Source organism: Stenotrophomonas sp. WHRI 8082 (genome assembly GCF_040223995.2).
Classification (GTDB): Bacteria; Pseudomonadota; Gammaproteobacteria; order Xanthomonadales; family Xanthomonadaceae; genus Stenotrophomonas.
In genome coordinates, this window is sequence record NZ_CP167826.1 from 3094832 (window position 1) to 3108811 (window position 13980).

Below are 13980 nucleotides of genomic sequence, written 5' to 3' on the forward strand. Positions count from 1 at the left end.
GCTGGGTACAATCACGCTTCCGCCCGCCGTGCTCCACTCGCCATGACCGACCTTCCGCCACAGACCCCGATCGAGACCCTGCTGCAGACCGCCATGGCCGGCCAATTGCCGATCAAGGCCTTCATGCAGGCCTTCGTCGCCTCCGAGGTGGTGCTGCTCACTGGTAGCCTGGTCACCCCCGATGGAAGCGGTTTCGACCCGCTGCTGTTCGACAAGCAGGGCGTGCTGCACGTCGCCGTGTTCACCGATCCGGCGCGTGTCGGTTTCCATTCCGAACAGGCCCCGCACCAGATCCGCTGGCTGATGCTCGACGTGCTGCGCCGCGTACCGGGCGGCTATGGCGTGGTGATCAATCCTGGCGCGACGCTGGGGTTCGAGATTTCGCCGACTGGCGTGGGCGAGATCCTGAAGGATTTCGCGTAATGGCAGCCACCCCACAATCCGGCGCCTTGGCAATGAAGTACGTCTCGTCGGGCGGAACCCTCCTGCTTTACCAGTTCGTGGGCTTCTTGGGGCTTGGCCTGGCACTGGATGCACTCGGTTTCATGAGTGAGCTGGCCCTGTTGCCGATGTTTTTGTGCAATCTCGTCGTGGCCTATCAGCTTGGCAAGGCCGCACAGGCTATGGGGCGCAACCGCTGGCTGTACACGCTGGCCGCCGGCCTGCCCCCCGGCGCGATCGCAGTCTGCGTCCTTCTCTATTCGGCCGCGTGGACGCGCAGCATGGATGGCACGCGATAGCAGATGGAACCTCGGTCGGTAGAGCCGACTTCAGTCGGCTGCTCTGCAAGGAAGCCGACTGAAGTCGGCTCTTCCTGCGCCCGACGGATGCCGCCGCCTACCGGGCGGCTATGGCGTGGTGATCAATCCCGGCACCACGTTGGGGTTCGAGATCTCGCCGGCGGGCGTGGGTGAAATACTCAAAGACTTCGCAGCGTAGTAGCCGTTCGATCCATATTTTGCATCACCGGACAGGCCAGCTTCGCGTAAATTGGATCATCGGATTTCGGATTCCAGGCGCGCGATGGAACTTCGCCTTCTTTGGTGGAACGCTGGAATTTTCAGTGGACGTGGGCTCGCTGCGGCCGACTCAAAGCGGACGACGGCAATGTCGATTCTTGGCGAGTTGATCCGTTCCCAGCAGCCTGATCTGATCGGACTGTGCGAGATATCCGTCGAAGACGTCGCCGCGCTTGAGCTTGTCGTAACTGACCTTGGATATGGCGTGCGCTCGTTGCATGGTCAAGATGGACAAGTGCGCTTTGATATGTGCGTGGTGTATCGAATCGGTAGATTGCGATTGGCAGAAGAAATGATCGTTCATCACGTTGACAGGTCGCGTGACAAGGCTCTACGGCTGGGTGTTGGGATCGTCATCAGTTTCGAGGCTGAGAAAGATGAGTTGGCGGTGGTTCTGTCCCACTGGCCAAGTCGGCTTCGCATGCATGACGGAAGCCATGAGCGGGTGTACCTGGGGTCCAAGCTTCTGGAGATAGTCTCCGCGCTACGCTTGGAAAGACCGGTGGTCCTGATGGGTGATTACAATGATGAGCCATACAGTGACTCGATCTTCTGCCACCTGGGTGCCGTGCGAGACAGCTCTCTGGCACTGGCGAACGGCAAGATCTACAACCCCTTCTGGAAGCACCTGTCCGGCCCTTGGTCTCGCCCCTTTACCGGACTTCCGATAAGGCACGGCACACTTCGATATGGAAGTGCCGGGAATCAAACCTGGTGGCTGTTTGACCAGATCATGTTTAGCCACGAGTTGTTGACGGGAGATAGCTGGGTCTTGGATGAATCGTGCGTTGGGGTGATCCCTTGGTCAGATATGGGTGACCAGCAGAACGTGGCTGTTTTCGATCACCTTCCGGTGATTGCTCAACTGAACTGGAGTGTCTAATGGTTGATTTCGTCAAGGCGCTCCGTCAGGGGATGGCAGCCAAGGAAAATGCCGACAAGAACCAAGAGGAGATCAGGGGAATTCTGGCCAAGGCGAGCGCGCAGTTCGTAGAGGCAGGTTTACCGGGGTTCGCTTTCAAGGTCGATTCGGTCATGAAGCTGACGGCGGATTCATTGAAGAAGCAGCGCGCTGGTATGCTTGGCATGACGCTCGGCGACAGGCTTGAATACGAGCATTCTCACTACGTTCTGAAGGCCATGATTGGAGATCATGGAATTGAACTTTGCGAGTGGGGTCGATCGGATGGGGGCTACCCGATCAAGCTGAAATACTCTGGTCGTGAAGTGACATGCCGTGACGGGGGCGGACTCGAAGTTGCGTTGACCGAGCTGTTGGCGACCGCACACGCTGGCAGAGAAATTGCCAAGCTCTTGACCGAGGCGGGCGCTACGATGCCGAGGCTGACGTCGGCAAGTCTCGAATAGACTGATGAACGATCCAGCGCGCGCGCGCGTCAGCGCACTCTGGAACAGCGTTTACAGACGGCGACGCGTCACCCGGCGTCTGGCTTCTTGTGCGGGTACCACAGCAGTGAACTGCCGTTATTCAGTGCTTCTTCGTAGAAGCAGGCAAAGCCGCGGTAGAGGTCCGTGTTCAGCACCTCCACTCGGAGCCTGCCGCAGCGCAGATCCTGGATATCGCCCATGCCGAAGCGCGCGCACTCGGCCAGTGCCTCGTCGAACGCATCCTCCTCGCGCGCCTGGCTGAGGAACAGCATGCAGTTATGCCGTTCGCCGACTTCCGGCGCTCTCCAATCGAACTCCGCCGTGCCGGAATACGCGCCGGAGAACCCGTAGATCATCACCACCCTCAGCGGTGTTTCTTCAGCAGTCATGCGAGTCCTTTCAGCGTTGCTGCGATGATTCGCGCAGCACCAGTTTCACTGGGATGCTCATCCCCTCGGCGGTTTCACCAGCCACCAGCGCCAACAGTTTTTCCACCAGCAGTTGACCCGCCTGCTTGGTGTCCTGCGCTACGGTGGTGAGCGGGGGCGATACGGAAGCGGCCAGCGGAATGTCATCGAACCCGGTGACCATGACGTCCTGCGGCACGCGCAGGCCGTGTTCGCGCAGGGCGCGCAGTGCGCCGATGGCGATCAGGTCACTGGCCGCGCAGATCGCATCGAACGGCACGTCACGCGCCAGCAGCACTTCGCAGGCGGTCTGGCCATACTCTTCAGTGGTGATCGCATCGACCTGCAGCTGCGGATCGGCCAGCAGGCCGCGTGCTTCGAGCGCGGCGACATGCCCGCGATAACGCTCCTCGAATTCCGGGTAATGGCTGGACGCGTGGCCCAGGAAGGCGATACGCGTGCAGCCCTGGTCGAGCAGATGGGCGGTGATGTCGAAGCCGCCCTGGTAGTTGTCGCTGCCGATCGACACGCCGGGCTGGCCGGGCAGGGCGGCGCCCCAGCGTACGAAATGCGTGCCTTGTTCCACCAGCCGCTGCAGGCGGGTCACCGATTCGTGGTAATCGCCGTAGCCCAGCAGGATGATGCCGTCGGCCTTGTTGCTGTCTTCGTAATCAGTATGCCAATCGGTGGATAGCTGCTGGAACGACACCAGCAGATCGCGGCCGTGCAGCGCGCAGGCGCGGGTGATCGAACCCAGCATCGCGTGGAAGAATGGATTGATCAGCGAATCGTCGGTGGTGGGGTCTTCGAAGAACAGCAGCGCCAGCGTGCCGGCATTGCGCAGGCGCAGGCTGGAGGCGTTCTTGTCCACCTTGTAGTTCAGCTCGCGGGCGATGGCGATGATGCGCTCGCGGGTTTCGGCATTGACCATCGGGCTGCCGCGCAGGGCACGCGACACCGTGGGCTGGGATACCCCGGCCAAGTGGGCGATGTCCAAGGACGTGGCTTTGCCTTTGATGGTCATGAATGCGGCACTGGGGTGATGCAGTCATGATGCCATGGGCTGTTGCGGGTCGCTGGTTTGGGCCACGCCGGAAGGCCACCTGCGCCGGAGCACGAGGTGGCGGACGGTGCGGGTCACAGTACCGGCTGAGCATAACCCCCAATGATCCGGCGGATCCGAAGATCCCCGCGCACCGCCCGCCATGGAACCGACGGGTCGATGCATACTTTGCCCTGACTCCAAGCACGGGCAAAGCGCGGGGGGTGTTGCTCAAGTGGGGACTGTGATCCCCGCTGGCCTCGCTGGACCAGCCCCGTCATCCTGCGCAGGAACGCTCCGAGCGGCTATGGGCAAAGCTGCAATCTGTCGGTACACGACGCCGAGCACGGCTCGGCGCTACCCAGCCCCCAGCCGCCCGCTACGGCGCAACCCGGTAGCGCCGAGCCACGCTCGGCGGGATCCCAACGCAGGCCAACATCACGGCCGCCGCCCGGAAACCCCATACCGCCGACCCCCGCTCGGCGGGTCCCCACAAGGGCAGACCCCGACCCCGCACGACCCAATCCCGCCCGAGTCCAACGCCCGTCCGGTGGTAACATGGGGCGTTCTGCAATCCCCCCAATTCATTGGGATGGTCCCGCGCCGGCGCCCCCAAGGCCCGCCCGGACCGTCCCCGGACAACGGAAGAACACTCCTATGGCGCGTGGCATCAATAAAGTCATCCTGGTCGGCAACCTCGGCAACGACCCGGACGTGAAGTACACCCAGGGCGGCATGGCCATCACCCGTATCAGCCTGGCCACCACCAGCGTCCGCAAGGACAAGGATGGCAACCAGCAGGAACGCACCGAATGGCACCGCGTGGTGTTCTTCGGCAAGCTCGGCGAAATCGCCGGTGAATACCTGCGCAAGGGCAGCTCGGTGTACGTCGAAGGCAGCCTGCGTTACGACAAGTACACCGGTCAGGATGGGGTGGAAAAGTATTCCACCGACATCATTGCCGATGAAATGCAGATGCTCGGCGGTCGCGGTGAAGGCGGCGGTGGCGGCGGTGCAGGTGCAGGCGCCGGCGCCGGTGGCAACTACGGCGGCGATCGTCCGCAGCGCCAGCAGGCCCCGCGCCAGGAATACGGCGGTGGTGGTGGTGGTGGCGGTGGTCAGCGCCAAGGCGGCCAGGGTGGTCAGGGCGGCGGCTACGGCCAGCAGCGTCCCCAGCAGCAGCCGCAGCAGGCGCCGCCGATGGACGACTTCGCAGACGACGATATTCCGTTCTGACGGAGCGTCTGCTGCCAGCTTTCAAGACGTTTCAAAAAGCCCCGTTTTGACGGGGCTTTTTTGTGGCCGACGGACTGATCGACGATGCCCCGCGCGCGCCGTCTTGTGCCCCGCAGCATGTGTTTTCGTGCACTGCGTCTTGCAAAAAATCGATGACCTCCTCTATGGTGCAATCGATTGCATTGCAGCAAATTGATAGCGTTTGAAACCGGTTGGGAGGCCGGCAGGTGGATGTCCATCCATTCGAACGGACCGGCCCAAGCCCCGGGGTTCACGCGACGGGATGCGCTCCGCATGGCGCTGACCGGTAGCGCGGTCCTGGGCGCTGCAGCCATATTCCCCGCGCACGCTGCGCCCGCGGCCGCACCGCTCAAGGGCAACCTCAAGCACTCCGTCGCCCGCTGGACTTTCCCGCAGCAGTCGGTCGCGCAACTCTGTCAGACGGTCAAGGACCTCGGTTTTTCCGCCATCGATCTGGTCGGCCCGGAAGATTGGCCCACGCTGAAGGCCCATGGCGTGTACTGCTCGATGTGCAACGGCGCGGAGATCAGCCTGGAAAAGGGCTTCGCCGACCGCCAGTTCCACGATGAGCTGGTGGCGCGCTACACGCGGCAGATCGACCTGGTGGCTGATGCCGGCTACCGCAACCTCATCTGTTTTTCCGGCAATCGCAACGGCAGGGACCCGCTGCAGGGCATGGCCGACGCCGAGGCCGGACTCAAACGCATCCTCGGACACGCCGAGAAGCGCGGCGTCGTGCTGGTGATGGAGTTGTTGAACTCCAAGGTCGATCATTCGGATTATCTGTGCGACCACTCTGCTTGGGGCGTGGCACTGTGCCAGCGGCTCGGGTCGGCGCATTTCGGCCTGCTCTATGACATCTACCACATGCAGATCATGGAGGGCGACATCATCGCCACCATCGGCAGGCATCACGCGTACTTCAAGCATTACCACACCGCGGGCGTGCCTGGCCGGCACGAAATTGGAGACCAGCAGGAACTCCATTATCCCGCCATCTGTCGCGCGATCCGCGACACCGGTTTCGATGGATATCTGGCGCAGGAATTCATGCCTGCAGCGCCCGATCCCGTCGGTTCGCTGCGCGAGGCAATACGCCTCTGCGACGTCTGAAACGATATCCACCAAGGTGAAGTAGACCCCATGGCAGACAATCATTACGACGCGATCGTCGTCGGCTCCGGAATCAGTGGCGGTTGGGCAGCAAAGGAACTGACCGAGAAAGGACTCAAGGTGCTGATGCTCGAACGCGGACGCAACATCGAGCACGTAAAGGGCTACGTCAACGCGATGAAGGAGGCCTGGGATTTCCCGCACCGCAACCGGCCGACCCAGGCGATGAAGGCCGACTTTCCGGTGTTGATGCGCGACTACGGTCTTGCCGAGAATCTTGAGGGCATGTGGGCCGACGAAAAGGACTCGCCGTACGTCGAGACCAAGCGATTCGACTGGTTCCGTGGTTATCACGTGGGTGGCCGATCGCTGATGTGGGGGCGGCAGAGTTATCGCCTGTCGGACTTGGATTTCGAGGCCAACCTCAAGGATGGCATCGCCACCGACTGGCCGATCCGCTATGCCGACATCGCGCCCTGGTACGACCACGTGGAGAAGTTCGCGGGCATCGCCGGCACGCGCGAAGGGCTGGACGTGTTGCCGGATGGCGAGTTCCTGCCGCCGATTCCACTGAACATCGTCGAGAAGGACGTGGCCGCGCGGATCAAAAAGGCGTTCGGCGGCACCCGTCACATGATCCACTCGCGCACCGCCAACATCACCCAGCCCAAGGTGGAGCAGGGCCGGGTCAACTGCCAGTACCGCAACAAGTGCATCCTGGGCTGCCCCTTCGGTGCCTATTTTTCGACCCAGTCGGCGACGTTGCCGGCGGCGATGAAGACCGGCAACCTGACCTTGCGGCCCTTCTCCATCGTCAAGGAAGTGCTGTATGACAAGGATCGCAAGCGGGCGCGTGGCGTGGAGATCATCGATGCCGAGAACGGACAGACCTATCAGTACACGGCCAATGTCATCTTCCTCAACGCTTCGTCGTTCAACTCCAGCTGGCTGCTGATGAACTCGGCCACCGATGTCTGGGAAGGCGGGCTGGGCTCTTCGTCCGGCGAGCTGGGGCACAACGTGATGGACCATCATTTCGGTGCCGGGGCTTCCGGCCGCGTCGAGGGGTACGATGACAAGTACTACTTCGGACGTCGTCCTTGCGGCTTCTATATTCCACGCTTCCGCAACGTGGCCACGGACAAGCGCGGTTACCTGCGCGGGTTCGGTTACCAGGGCGGCGCCAGCCGCAACGGCTGGTCACGTGAGATCGCCGAGCTGAACATCGGCGCCGACCTGAAGGATGCGCTGACCCAGCCGGGCGACTGGCGCATCGGGATGACCGGATTCGGCGAAATGCTGCCCCACCACGACAACACGATCCGCCTGGACAGTGACAAGAGAGATAAGTGGGGGCTGCCCGTGTTGGCGATGGACGTGTCGATGCGCGCGAACGAAACGGCCATGCGCAAGGACATGGCCGCCGATGCCGCCGAGATGCTGGAGGCGGCAGGCGTGAAGGACGTGGAGATGCACGACCACGACTACGCGCCGGGCAAGGGCATCCACGAAATGGGCACCGCGCGCATGGGCCGTGACCGCAGCAACTCCGTGCTGAACCAGCACAACCAGGTCTGGGATGCGCCCAACGTCTATGTCACTGACGGCGCCTGCATGACCTCCAGTGCCTGCGTGAATCCTTCGCTGACCTACATGGCGCTGACCGCACGGGCAGCTGACCATGCAGTGCGCGAGCTGAAAGCGGGGAACCTGTGATGGACCGCCGCGAACTGCTGAAGATGATCGTCGCCGCCACCGGCGCGGCGATGGTCGGCCTGCCTGCGTTGGCCCATGGTCAGGCGCCTGCTGCCGGAGCGAAGCGCGTCTTCTCCGCCACCGATGTCGCCATGCTGGATGAGATCGCTGAAACCATCCTGCCGCGTACCCGCACACCGGGGGCGAAGGATGCAGGCGCCGGTGCCTTCATGGCGACATTCGTCACCGACTGCTACACCGCCGCGCAGCAGACGACGTTCCGCGCCGGCCTGGCCGACATCGACAAACGCGCCGGGGGCCAGTTCGTGGCGCTCACCGCGCCCGACCGCACCGAGTTGCTGCGCACGCTGGATGCGGAGGCCAGGAAACGCGCTGTCGACGTGGACGAAACCGGAATGACCGGAGCGGGCGAAAAAATGCCGCACTACTTCACGATGATCAAGCAATTGACACTCTTCGGTTTCTTCACCTCGAAGGTCGGCGCGACCGAGGTGCTGCAGTATGTCGCCGTGCCGGGTCGCTACGACGGCGACGTGCCCTATGTCCCCGGCACGCCGGCGTGGGCAACCGGCTGATGGCCCGCCACGAAGCGCTTACTCGTCTCTTTCCGGGAACTACGATGATCAGACCCTTGCTGATGGCTACCGGGCTGCTCGCGGCGGCGCCTGCGTTCGCGCAGGCCGTTGACGAGCCCGCGCGCGATCCGACCAGAACCGAGGTGTGGTCGCCGGTGCCCGCGACCGTGGCCACGCCCGTGGGGAGGGCGCCTTCCGATGCGATCGTGCTGTTCGATGGCAAAGACCTTTCCGCGTGGGAGTCGGAGCAGGGCGGACGCGTGCCGTGGCGTGTCGACGACGGTGCGCTGACCGTGGTGCCGGGCAGCAAGGGCATCCGCACCCGGCAGCGGTTCTGCGATATCCAGCTGCACGTTGAATGGCGCTCGCCCAGCGCGACCGTAGGTTTCGACGGCCAGAACCGCGGCAACAGCGGCATCTTCCTGCAGGAGCTGTACGAACTGCAGGTGCTCGACAGTCATCACAACCCGACCTATGCCAACGGCCAGGCCGGCTCGATCTACAAGCAGGCGATGCCCCTGGTGAACGCCTCGCGGGCGCCGGGGGAGTGGCAGGCCTACGACATCATCTGGAAGGCGCCGCGCTTCTCGCAGGGCGGTGGGCTGATCTCACCTGCGCGCATCACCGTGCTGCACAACGGCGTGCTGGTGCAGGACGATACCGTGCTGGCGGGCAGGACCGAATACATCGGCGCCCCTTCGTACGCGCCGCATGACTGCGCGCCGATCTCGCTGCAGGAACACGATTCCAAGGTCAGCTACCGCAACATCTGGGTGCGCGAACTGTAGCGGCGCAGCGCGGCGCCGCGCCGGGATACTACTTCGCCAGATAGCTGGCGATGTCGTCGATCTCCTGCTGTGTCAGGTGAGAAAAGGGCGGCATCAGGCCGCCGCCTTTGCTGATCTTCTCTTTGATCTCTGCGGGCTGCAGCCGCTTGCCGACGTCGGTGAGTGCGGGGAACGCGCCCGGCATGCCCGCGCGGTCAGCGCCGTGGCAGGCCGTGCAGTGGGTTGCGTAGAGCGTCGCGCCGGCGGCGGGGTCGTCCTTGCTCCACGCCGCGGTGGCAAGCGTCGACGCCCATAGCACCACGGCGATTTTCAGGATCTTTTTCAAACGGGGCTCCTTGGCGTGCTAGCGCGGTGCGCTGGCTGGCAGGGTGGCGGTCAGGTGATTGCGCAGGTAGTCCGCGCCGGTCTGGATGACCGCGGCCGGATCACGCGGATGGTCGTGCTCGACGATGTACCACTGCACGCCAGCCGCTTTTGCAGCAGGCAGGATCGCGCGCCAGTCCAGCACGCCCTGGCCCACGGCCGCGAAGCCACCTTCGTCTTCGGCGCGGCCTTTCGGCGCATTGTCCTTGGCGTGTATCGCGAACAGGCGGCCTTGGAACTTTGCCAGCATCACGGCTGGGTCATGGCCGGCACGCGCCACCCAAGCCACGTCCAGCTCGGTCTGCAGATCGGGGCCGGCCGCTGCGAACAGCAGTTCCAAGCCTGTCCGGCCATCGAAGTCGACCAGTTCGAAGTCGTGGTTGTGGTAAGCCAAGTGCATGCCCTTGGCCCGCAACCGCGTCGAGATGCGGCCAAGTTCCTTGCCCAATGCGGTCCAGCCGGCCGCATCGGTCGGCCTATCCTTCTCGTCCAGATACGGCACCACCAGCGTGGTATTGCCGACCGACCGGTTGAAGGCGACCGCGCCGTCCAGATCCTTGCGCAGGTCGGCCAACTGTACATGGGAGGAAATGACCTTTATCGAATACTTTTCCAGCAGTTGCTTGAGTTCCTCGGCGCTGACGTTCTGCGTGCCGACCGTCTCCACTGCGTCCACGCCCGCGTCGTGGACGATCTTCAACTGTTGGTCGAGCGTGCCCGCGTCGCGCAGCGTGTACATCTGCACGGCAATGGGCTTCTGCGGGGCGGTTGCTTCGCGTGCGAAGGCGGGCAGGGCGGCGAGCACCAGCAGTGCGAAGGTGGCGGTCCGGCGTGCGGCGATGTTCATCAACACATCCTCTTGGGATTCAACCAATGGGGGTCCAGGCGCGTGTCCTGGCCGATGCAATGACGCGGTCGACAATCCGTGCCGAGCGCACGCCGTCTTCGAAGGTGGGAAGGCCCTGCGGCTGCTCGCCGTGGATGGCGCGATAGGTGTCGGCGACGAACGCCTCGAAACAGGTCGCGTAGCCCTGCGCATGCCCGGCCGGCAACACCGACAGGCGGCGCTGTTCGGCACTGCCGGCGCCCGGCCCACGCACGAAGCGCTCCTCGCGCTGGTCAGGCCGGCCGATCCACAGCCGTTCGGCGTCCTCCTGGTTGAACGCGACGCTCGCCTTGGCGCCATCGATCTCGAACCAGAGGCGGTTGTGGCGTCCCGCCGAGACCTGGCTGACCGTCAACGAGGCGAGCGTGCCCGTGCTGGTTCTGAACATCGCCGCCGCCACGTCCTCGCTCGCGACCGCCTGCATCGCGCCGCCCGCCGCCGGCGTGCTGAAGCTCTGACCGGTGAGGGTGCCGCGCTCGTCGATCACGGTGGCGAACGCCGCGCTGACGTCGACGAAGCGCTCGCCGCCGACCCATTCCACCAGGTCGCACCAGTGCGAGCCGATGTCGGCGAACACGCGTGAAGCACCGCCCAGGGCCGGGTCCACGCGCCAGTTGTTGCTGGCAGGGTCCAGCAGCCAGTCCTGCAGGTAGCTGCCGTGGATCAGGTGCAGCGGGCCCAGTTCGCCCTGCGCGATACGCTCGCGTGCCTCACGCACCACCGGGTGGTAGCGGTAAACGAAGGGCACCGTGGCGACCCGCCCGGTCGACGCGGCCAGTGCGGCCAGCGCCTGCGCGTCTTCGAGCGTTGTCGCCAGCGGTTTCTCACAGATCACGTGCTTGCCGGCTTCCAGTGCCGCCTGTGCCATGGCGCGGTGCAGATGGTTGGGTGTGCAGATGTGCACGACCTGCACCTGCGGATCGGCGAGCAGTTCGTCGATATCGCGGTAGCCGCGCGGGACATTCCACGACTGCGCCACCTCACGCGCGCGCTGCGCGGAAGAGGCGGCGACACCGCGGACCGCGGCCCCGGCCAGCAGGGCCGCGCGACGGTGCACGGCGCCGATCATGCCGGTGCCGACGATGGCGATTCCGAGTGCGTGCATCGGCTGGGGTCCTCAGGGCGTGGAAGGTGTGGCTGCGACGACCGGCCGGTCGCGGAACAGCAGCAGGAAGGCGATCAGTACGATCAGTGCGACGCCTGCCGGGAACAGCCAGATCTTCTGCCAGTCCGGGCCGGCTGCCGTGGTGTAGTGCTCGACCACCGCGCCGGACAGGAACGTGCCGATCAACATGCCCACGCCGTAGGTGGCCAGTGTGATGAATCCCTGCGCGCTGCTGCGTGCGGCGGGGCCGGCATGTGCATCGGTGTAGATCTGGCCGGTGACGAAGAAAAAGTCGTAGCAGATGCCGTGCAATACGATGCCGATCACCAGCAGGCTGAAGCCGCCGCCTGCATCGCCGAAGGCGAACATGACATAGCGCAGCACCCACGCGGCCATGCCCACGGCCAGCATCGTCTTGACCCCCAGCCGCACGAACAGGAACGGCATCGCCAGCATCAACAGGACTTCGGATACCTGCCCCAGCGACTGCAGGCCTGCCGCGCCGCGCACGCCCAGATCGTTGAGATACGGGTTGGTGAAGTTGTAATAGAACGCCAGCGGGATGCAGATGGCGATGGAGGCCAGGAAGAACACCAGGTAGGAGCGCGACTTCAGCAGCCGCAGCGAATCCAGTCCCAGGATCTGCCCCATCCCGGCGTCGCGCTGTCGGGCCAGCGGCGGCGTGTGGGGCAGGGTGAAGGCATACAGTCCCAACGCCAGCGAGGCCATCGCCGCCATGCGGAACGTCAGCTCAAGCCGATGCGCCTGTTCCCAGCCCAGCCAGCCGATCAGCACGCCCGCTACGATCCAGCCGACGCTGCCGGCCACGCGCACCAAGGGGAACTGCTTTTCAGGCGATTGCATGTGCCGCATCGCCACGCTGTTGGCCAGCGCCAAGGTGGGCATGAACAGCAGCATGTAGCCCATGACGCAGGCAGAAAACGTGCTGAAGTCCGTTGCCGTGGATGCCATCCACATGAGCACCGCGCCCGCCAGGTGGAGCACCGCGAGGATGCGCTGCGCGGCGAAGTAGCGATCGGCGACCAGGCCGACCAGGAAGGGGGCCACGATGGCGCCGATGGACTGGCTGAGGAAGGCCGTCGCCACCTGGCTTGCAGTGGCCTGCAGCGGGCCCTGCACCAGGTACGTGCCCAGGGTCACGAACCATGCGCCCCAGATGAAGAACTGCAGGAACATCATCGCGCCCAAGCGCGACATGGTGTGCGTCATGGCTACCCCTCCCAGGGCGGTAATGGTTCAGATCCCCAGCATGCGGTGCAGTGATTCCGTATTTGTGCCGCTGTCGGCAAAGTCATCGAAAGCACGTTCGGTTACGCGGATGATGTGGTCGCGGATGAAGGCGGCGCCCTCCCGCGCGCCATCTTCCGGGTGCTTCAGGCAGCACTCCCACTCCAGCACCGCCCAGCCCGGGAAATCGTATTGGGCGAACTTCGAGAAGATCGCCTTGAAGTCGATCTGGCCGTCGCCGAGCGAACGGAACCGTCCGGGTCGATCGATCCAGTCCTGGTATCCGCCATACACCCCACTTCGCGCACTGGGACGGAACTCCGCGTCCTTGACGTGGAAGATGCCGATGCGCTCGTGATAGCGATCAATGAAGCCGAGGTAGTCGATCTGCTGCAGCAGCAGGTGGCTGGGGTCGTACAGGATTTTTGCGCGGGGATGGTGGTCCACCACGTCGAGGAAGCGTTCGAAGGTGGCGCCATCGTGCAGGTCCTCGCCCGGATGGATCTCGAAGCACAGGTCCACGCCGCACGCATCAAAGGTATCCAGGATGGGACGCCAGCGGCGGCCGAGTTCGGCGAACGCCTCGTCCACCAGCCCTTGCGGACGCTGCGGCCAGGGATAGAAGTAAGGCCAGGCCAGTGCGCCGGAGAACGTGGCATGCGCCGTCAGACCCAGCCGCTGGCTGGCCTTGGCGGCCAGCATCAGTTGGTCGACTGCCCAGGCCTGGCGGGCAGCCGGATCGCCGCGTTTGTCGGGCGGTGCGAATCCGTCGAACAGGCTGTCGTAGGCGGGATGGACGGCGACCAGTTGCCCTTGCAGATGGGTGGACATTTCGGTGATCTGCACGCCCTGTGCGGCCAGCGTGCCGGCAATGTCGTCGCAGTACGTCTGGCTGCGCGCGGCCTCGGCCAGATCGAACAGGCGCGGATCGCCGGTTGGCACTTGCAGGCCACAATAGCCCAAGCCTGCGGCCCACTTGGCCAGCGTGTCCAGCCGATCAAAGGGGGGTGTTTCACCGATGAATTGCGCCAGGAACAGCGCGGGACCCTTGAGCGTTTTCAAGCGGGTTCGC

Annotated in this window: 16 protein-coding genes and 1 pseudogene; 10 read left to right on the plus strand and 7 right to left on the minus strand. The window is 64.1% G+C overall.

All coding sequences use genetic code 11. From position 1 onward, the window contains the following. Window positions 1-42: 42 nt before the first annotated feature. The 5 genes and pseudogenes from ABRP17_RS13440 to ABRP17_RS13460 all read left to right on the plus strand — a co-directional run bounded on the left by ABRP17_RS13440 (window position 43) and on the right by ABRP17_RS13460 (window position 2387). Entirely contained in the window at window positions 43-423 is a 381-nt protein-coding gene (locus tag ABRP17_RS13440; protein WP_349984613.1) for an SseB family protein, read from the plus strand. Then, on the plus strand, window positions 423-740 hold the full coding sequence (locus ABRP17_RS13445) for a hypothetical protein (protein WP_349984612.1): 318 nt from the start codon (window positions 423-425) through the stop codon (window positions 738-740). The genes ABRP17_RS13440 and ABRP17_RS13445 overlap by 1 nt, the downstream gene beginning before the upstream one ends. 82 nt (window positions 741-822) lie before the next feature. Continuing rightward, window positions 823-939, plus strand: a pseudogene (locus tag ABRP17_RS13450) (SseB family protein); the annotation flags it as partial. Between the two features lie 84 nt (window positions 940-1023). Then, entirely contained in the window at window positions 1024-1902 is an 879-nt protein-coding gene (locus ABRP17_RS13455) for an endonuclease/exonuclease/phosphatase family protein (RefSeq protein WP_349984611.1), read from the plus strand. Beyond that, window positions 1902-2387 carry a hypothetical protein gene (locus ABRP17_RS13460; RefSeq protein WP_349984610.1) on the plus strand — a complete coding sequence of 162 codons (486 nt, stop codon included), beginning with the start codon at window positions 1902-1904 and terminating at the stop codon, window positions 2385-2387. The genes ABRP17_RS13455 and ABRP17_RS13460 overlap by 1 nt, the downstream gene beginning before the upstream one ends. Window positions 2388-2455: 68 nt before the next feature. Here the strand turns inward: ABRP17_RS13460 and ABRP17_RS13465 are convergent, their stop codons facing one another. Together ABRP17_RS13465 and ABRP17_RS13470 are read right to left on the minus strand one after the other, a co-directional pair. Beyond that, the gene (locus ABRP17_RS13465; protein WP_349984608.1) at window positions 2456-2797 is read right to left on the minus strand and encodes a hypothetical protein; all 342 of its coding nucleotides are present in this window, start codon (window positions 2795-2797) and stop codon (window positions 2456-2458) included. 10 nt (window positions 2798-2807) lie between these two features. After that, entirely contained in the window at window positions 2808-3839 is a 1032-nt protein-coding gene (locus tag ABRP17_RS13470; RefSeq protein WP_349984607.1) for a LacI family DNA-binding transcriptional regulator, read from the minus strand. 675 nt (window positions 3840-4514) lie between these two features. Here ABRP17_RS13470 and ABRP17_RS13475 point away from each other — a divergent pair. From ABRP17_RS13475 to ABRP17_RS13495, 5 genes are all read left to right on the plus strand, one after another. Continuing rightward, window positions 4515-5093: a single-stranded DNA-binding protein gene (locus ABRP17_RS13475; RefSeq protein WP_349984606.1), complete on the plus strand. Its 579-nt coding sequence runs from the start codon at window positions 4515-4517 to the stop codon at window positions 5091-5093. A 231-nt stretch (window positions 5094-5324) separates the two neighbouring features. After that, on the plus strand, window positions 5325-6227 hold the full coding sequence (locus tag ABRP17_RS13480) for a TIM barrel protein (protein ID WP_349984605.1): 903 nt from the start codon (window positions 5325-5327) through the stop codon (window positions 6225-6227). Window positions 6228-6257: 30 nt separating this feature from the next. Beyond that, the gene (locus ABRP17_RS13485) at window positions 6258-7943 is read left to right on the plus strand and encodes a GMC oxidoreductase (RefSeq protein WP_188326453.1); all 1686 of its coding nucleotides are present in this window, start codon (window positions 6258-6260) and stop codon (window positions 7941-7943) included. Continuing rightward, window positions 7943-8518: a gluconate 2-dehydrogenase subunit 3 family protein gene (locus ABRP17_RS13490; protein ID WP_349984604.1), complete on the plus strand. Its 576-nt coding sequence runs from the start codon at window positions 7943-7945 to the stop codon at window positions 8516-8518. Before ABRP17_RS13485 ends, ABRP17_RS13490 begins: the two co-directional genes overlap by 1 nt. 44 nt (window positions 8519-8562) lie before the next feature. Continuing rightward, window positions 8563-9306: a DUF1080 domain-containing protein gene (locus ABRP17_RS13495; protein WP_349984603.1), complete on the plus strand. Its 744-nt coding sequence runs from the start codon at window positions 8563-8565 to the stop codon at window positions 9304-9306. 28 nt (window positions 9307-9334) lie between these two features. Here ABRP17_RS13495 and ABRP17_RS13500 read toward each other — a convergent pair whose 3' ends face one another. The 5 genes from ABRP17_RS13500 to ABRP17_RS13520 are packed head-to-tail and all read right to left on the minus strand — an operon-like array spanning window position 9335 to window position 13970. Next, on the minus strand, window positions 9335-9631 hold the full coding sequence (locus ABRP17_RS13500; protein ID WP_188326456.1) for a cytochrome c: 297 nt from the start codon (window positions 9629-9631) through the stop codon (window positions 9335-9337). Between the two features lie 18 nt (window positions 9632-9649). Beyond that, window positions 9650-10516 (minus strand): sugar phosphate isomerase/epimerase, encoded by an 867-nt coding sequence (locus ABRP17_RS13505; protein WP_349984602.1) that lies wholly within the window; start codon window positions 10514-10516, stop codon window positions 9650-9652. A 19-nt stretch (window positions 10517-10535) separates the two neighbouring features. Continuing rightward, a complete protein-coding gene (locus ABRP17_RS13510; RefSeq protein WP_349984601.1) occupies window positions 10536-11660 on the minus strand; it encodes a Gfo/Idh/MocA family oxidoreductase in 1125 nt (374 codons plus the stop codon). 12 nt (window positions 11661-11672) lie between these two features. Continuing rightward, a complete protein-coding gene (locus tag ABRP17_RS13515) occupies window positions 11673-12890 on the minus strand; it encodes a nucleoside permease (RefSeq protein ID WP_188326459.1) in 1218 nt (405 codons plus the stop codon). A 27-nt stretch (window positions 12891-12917) separates the two neighbouring features. After that, window positions 12918-13970, minus strand: a complete 1053-nt coding sequence (locus tag ABRP17_RS13520; protein WP_349984600.1) for a sugar phosphate isomerase/epimerase family protein — start codon at window positions 13968-13970, stop codon at window positions 12918-12920. Window positions 13971-13980 lie beyond the last annotated feature (10 nt).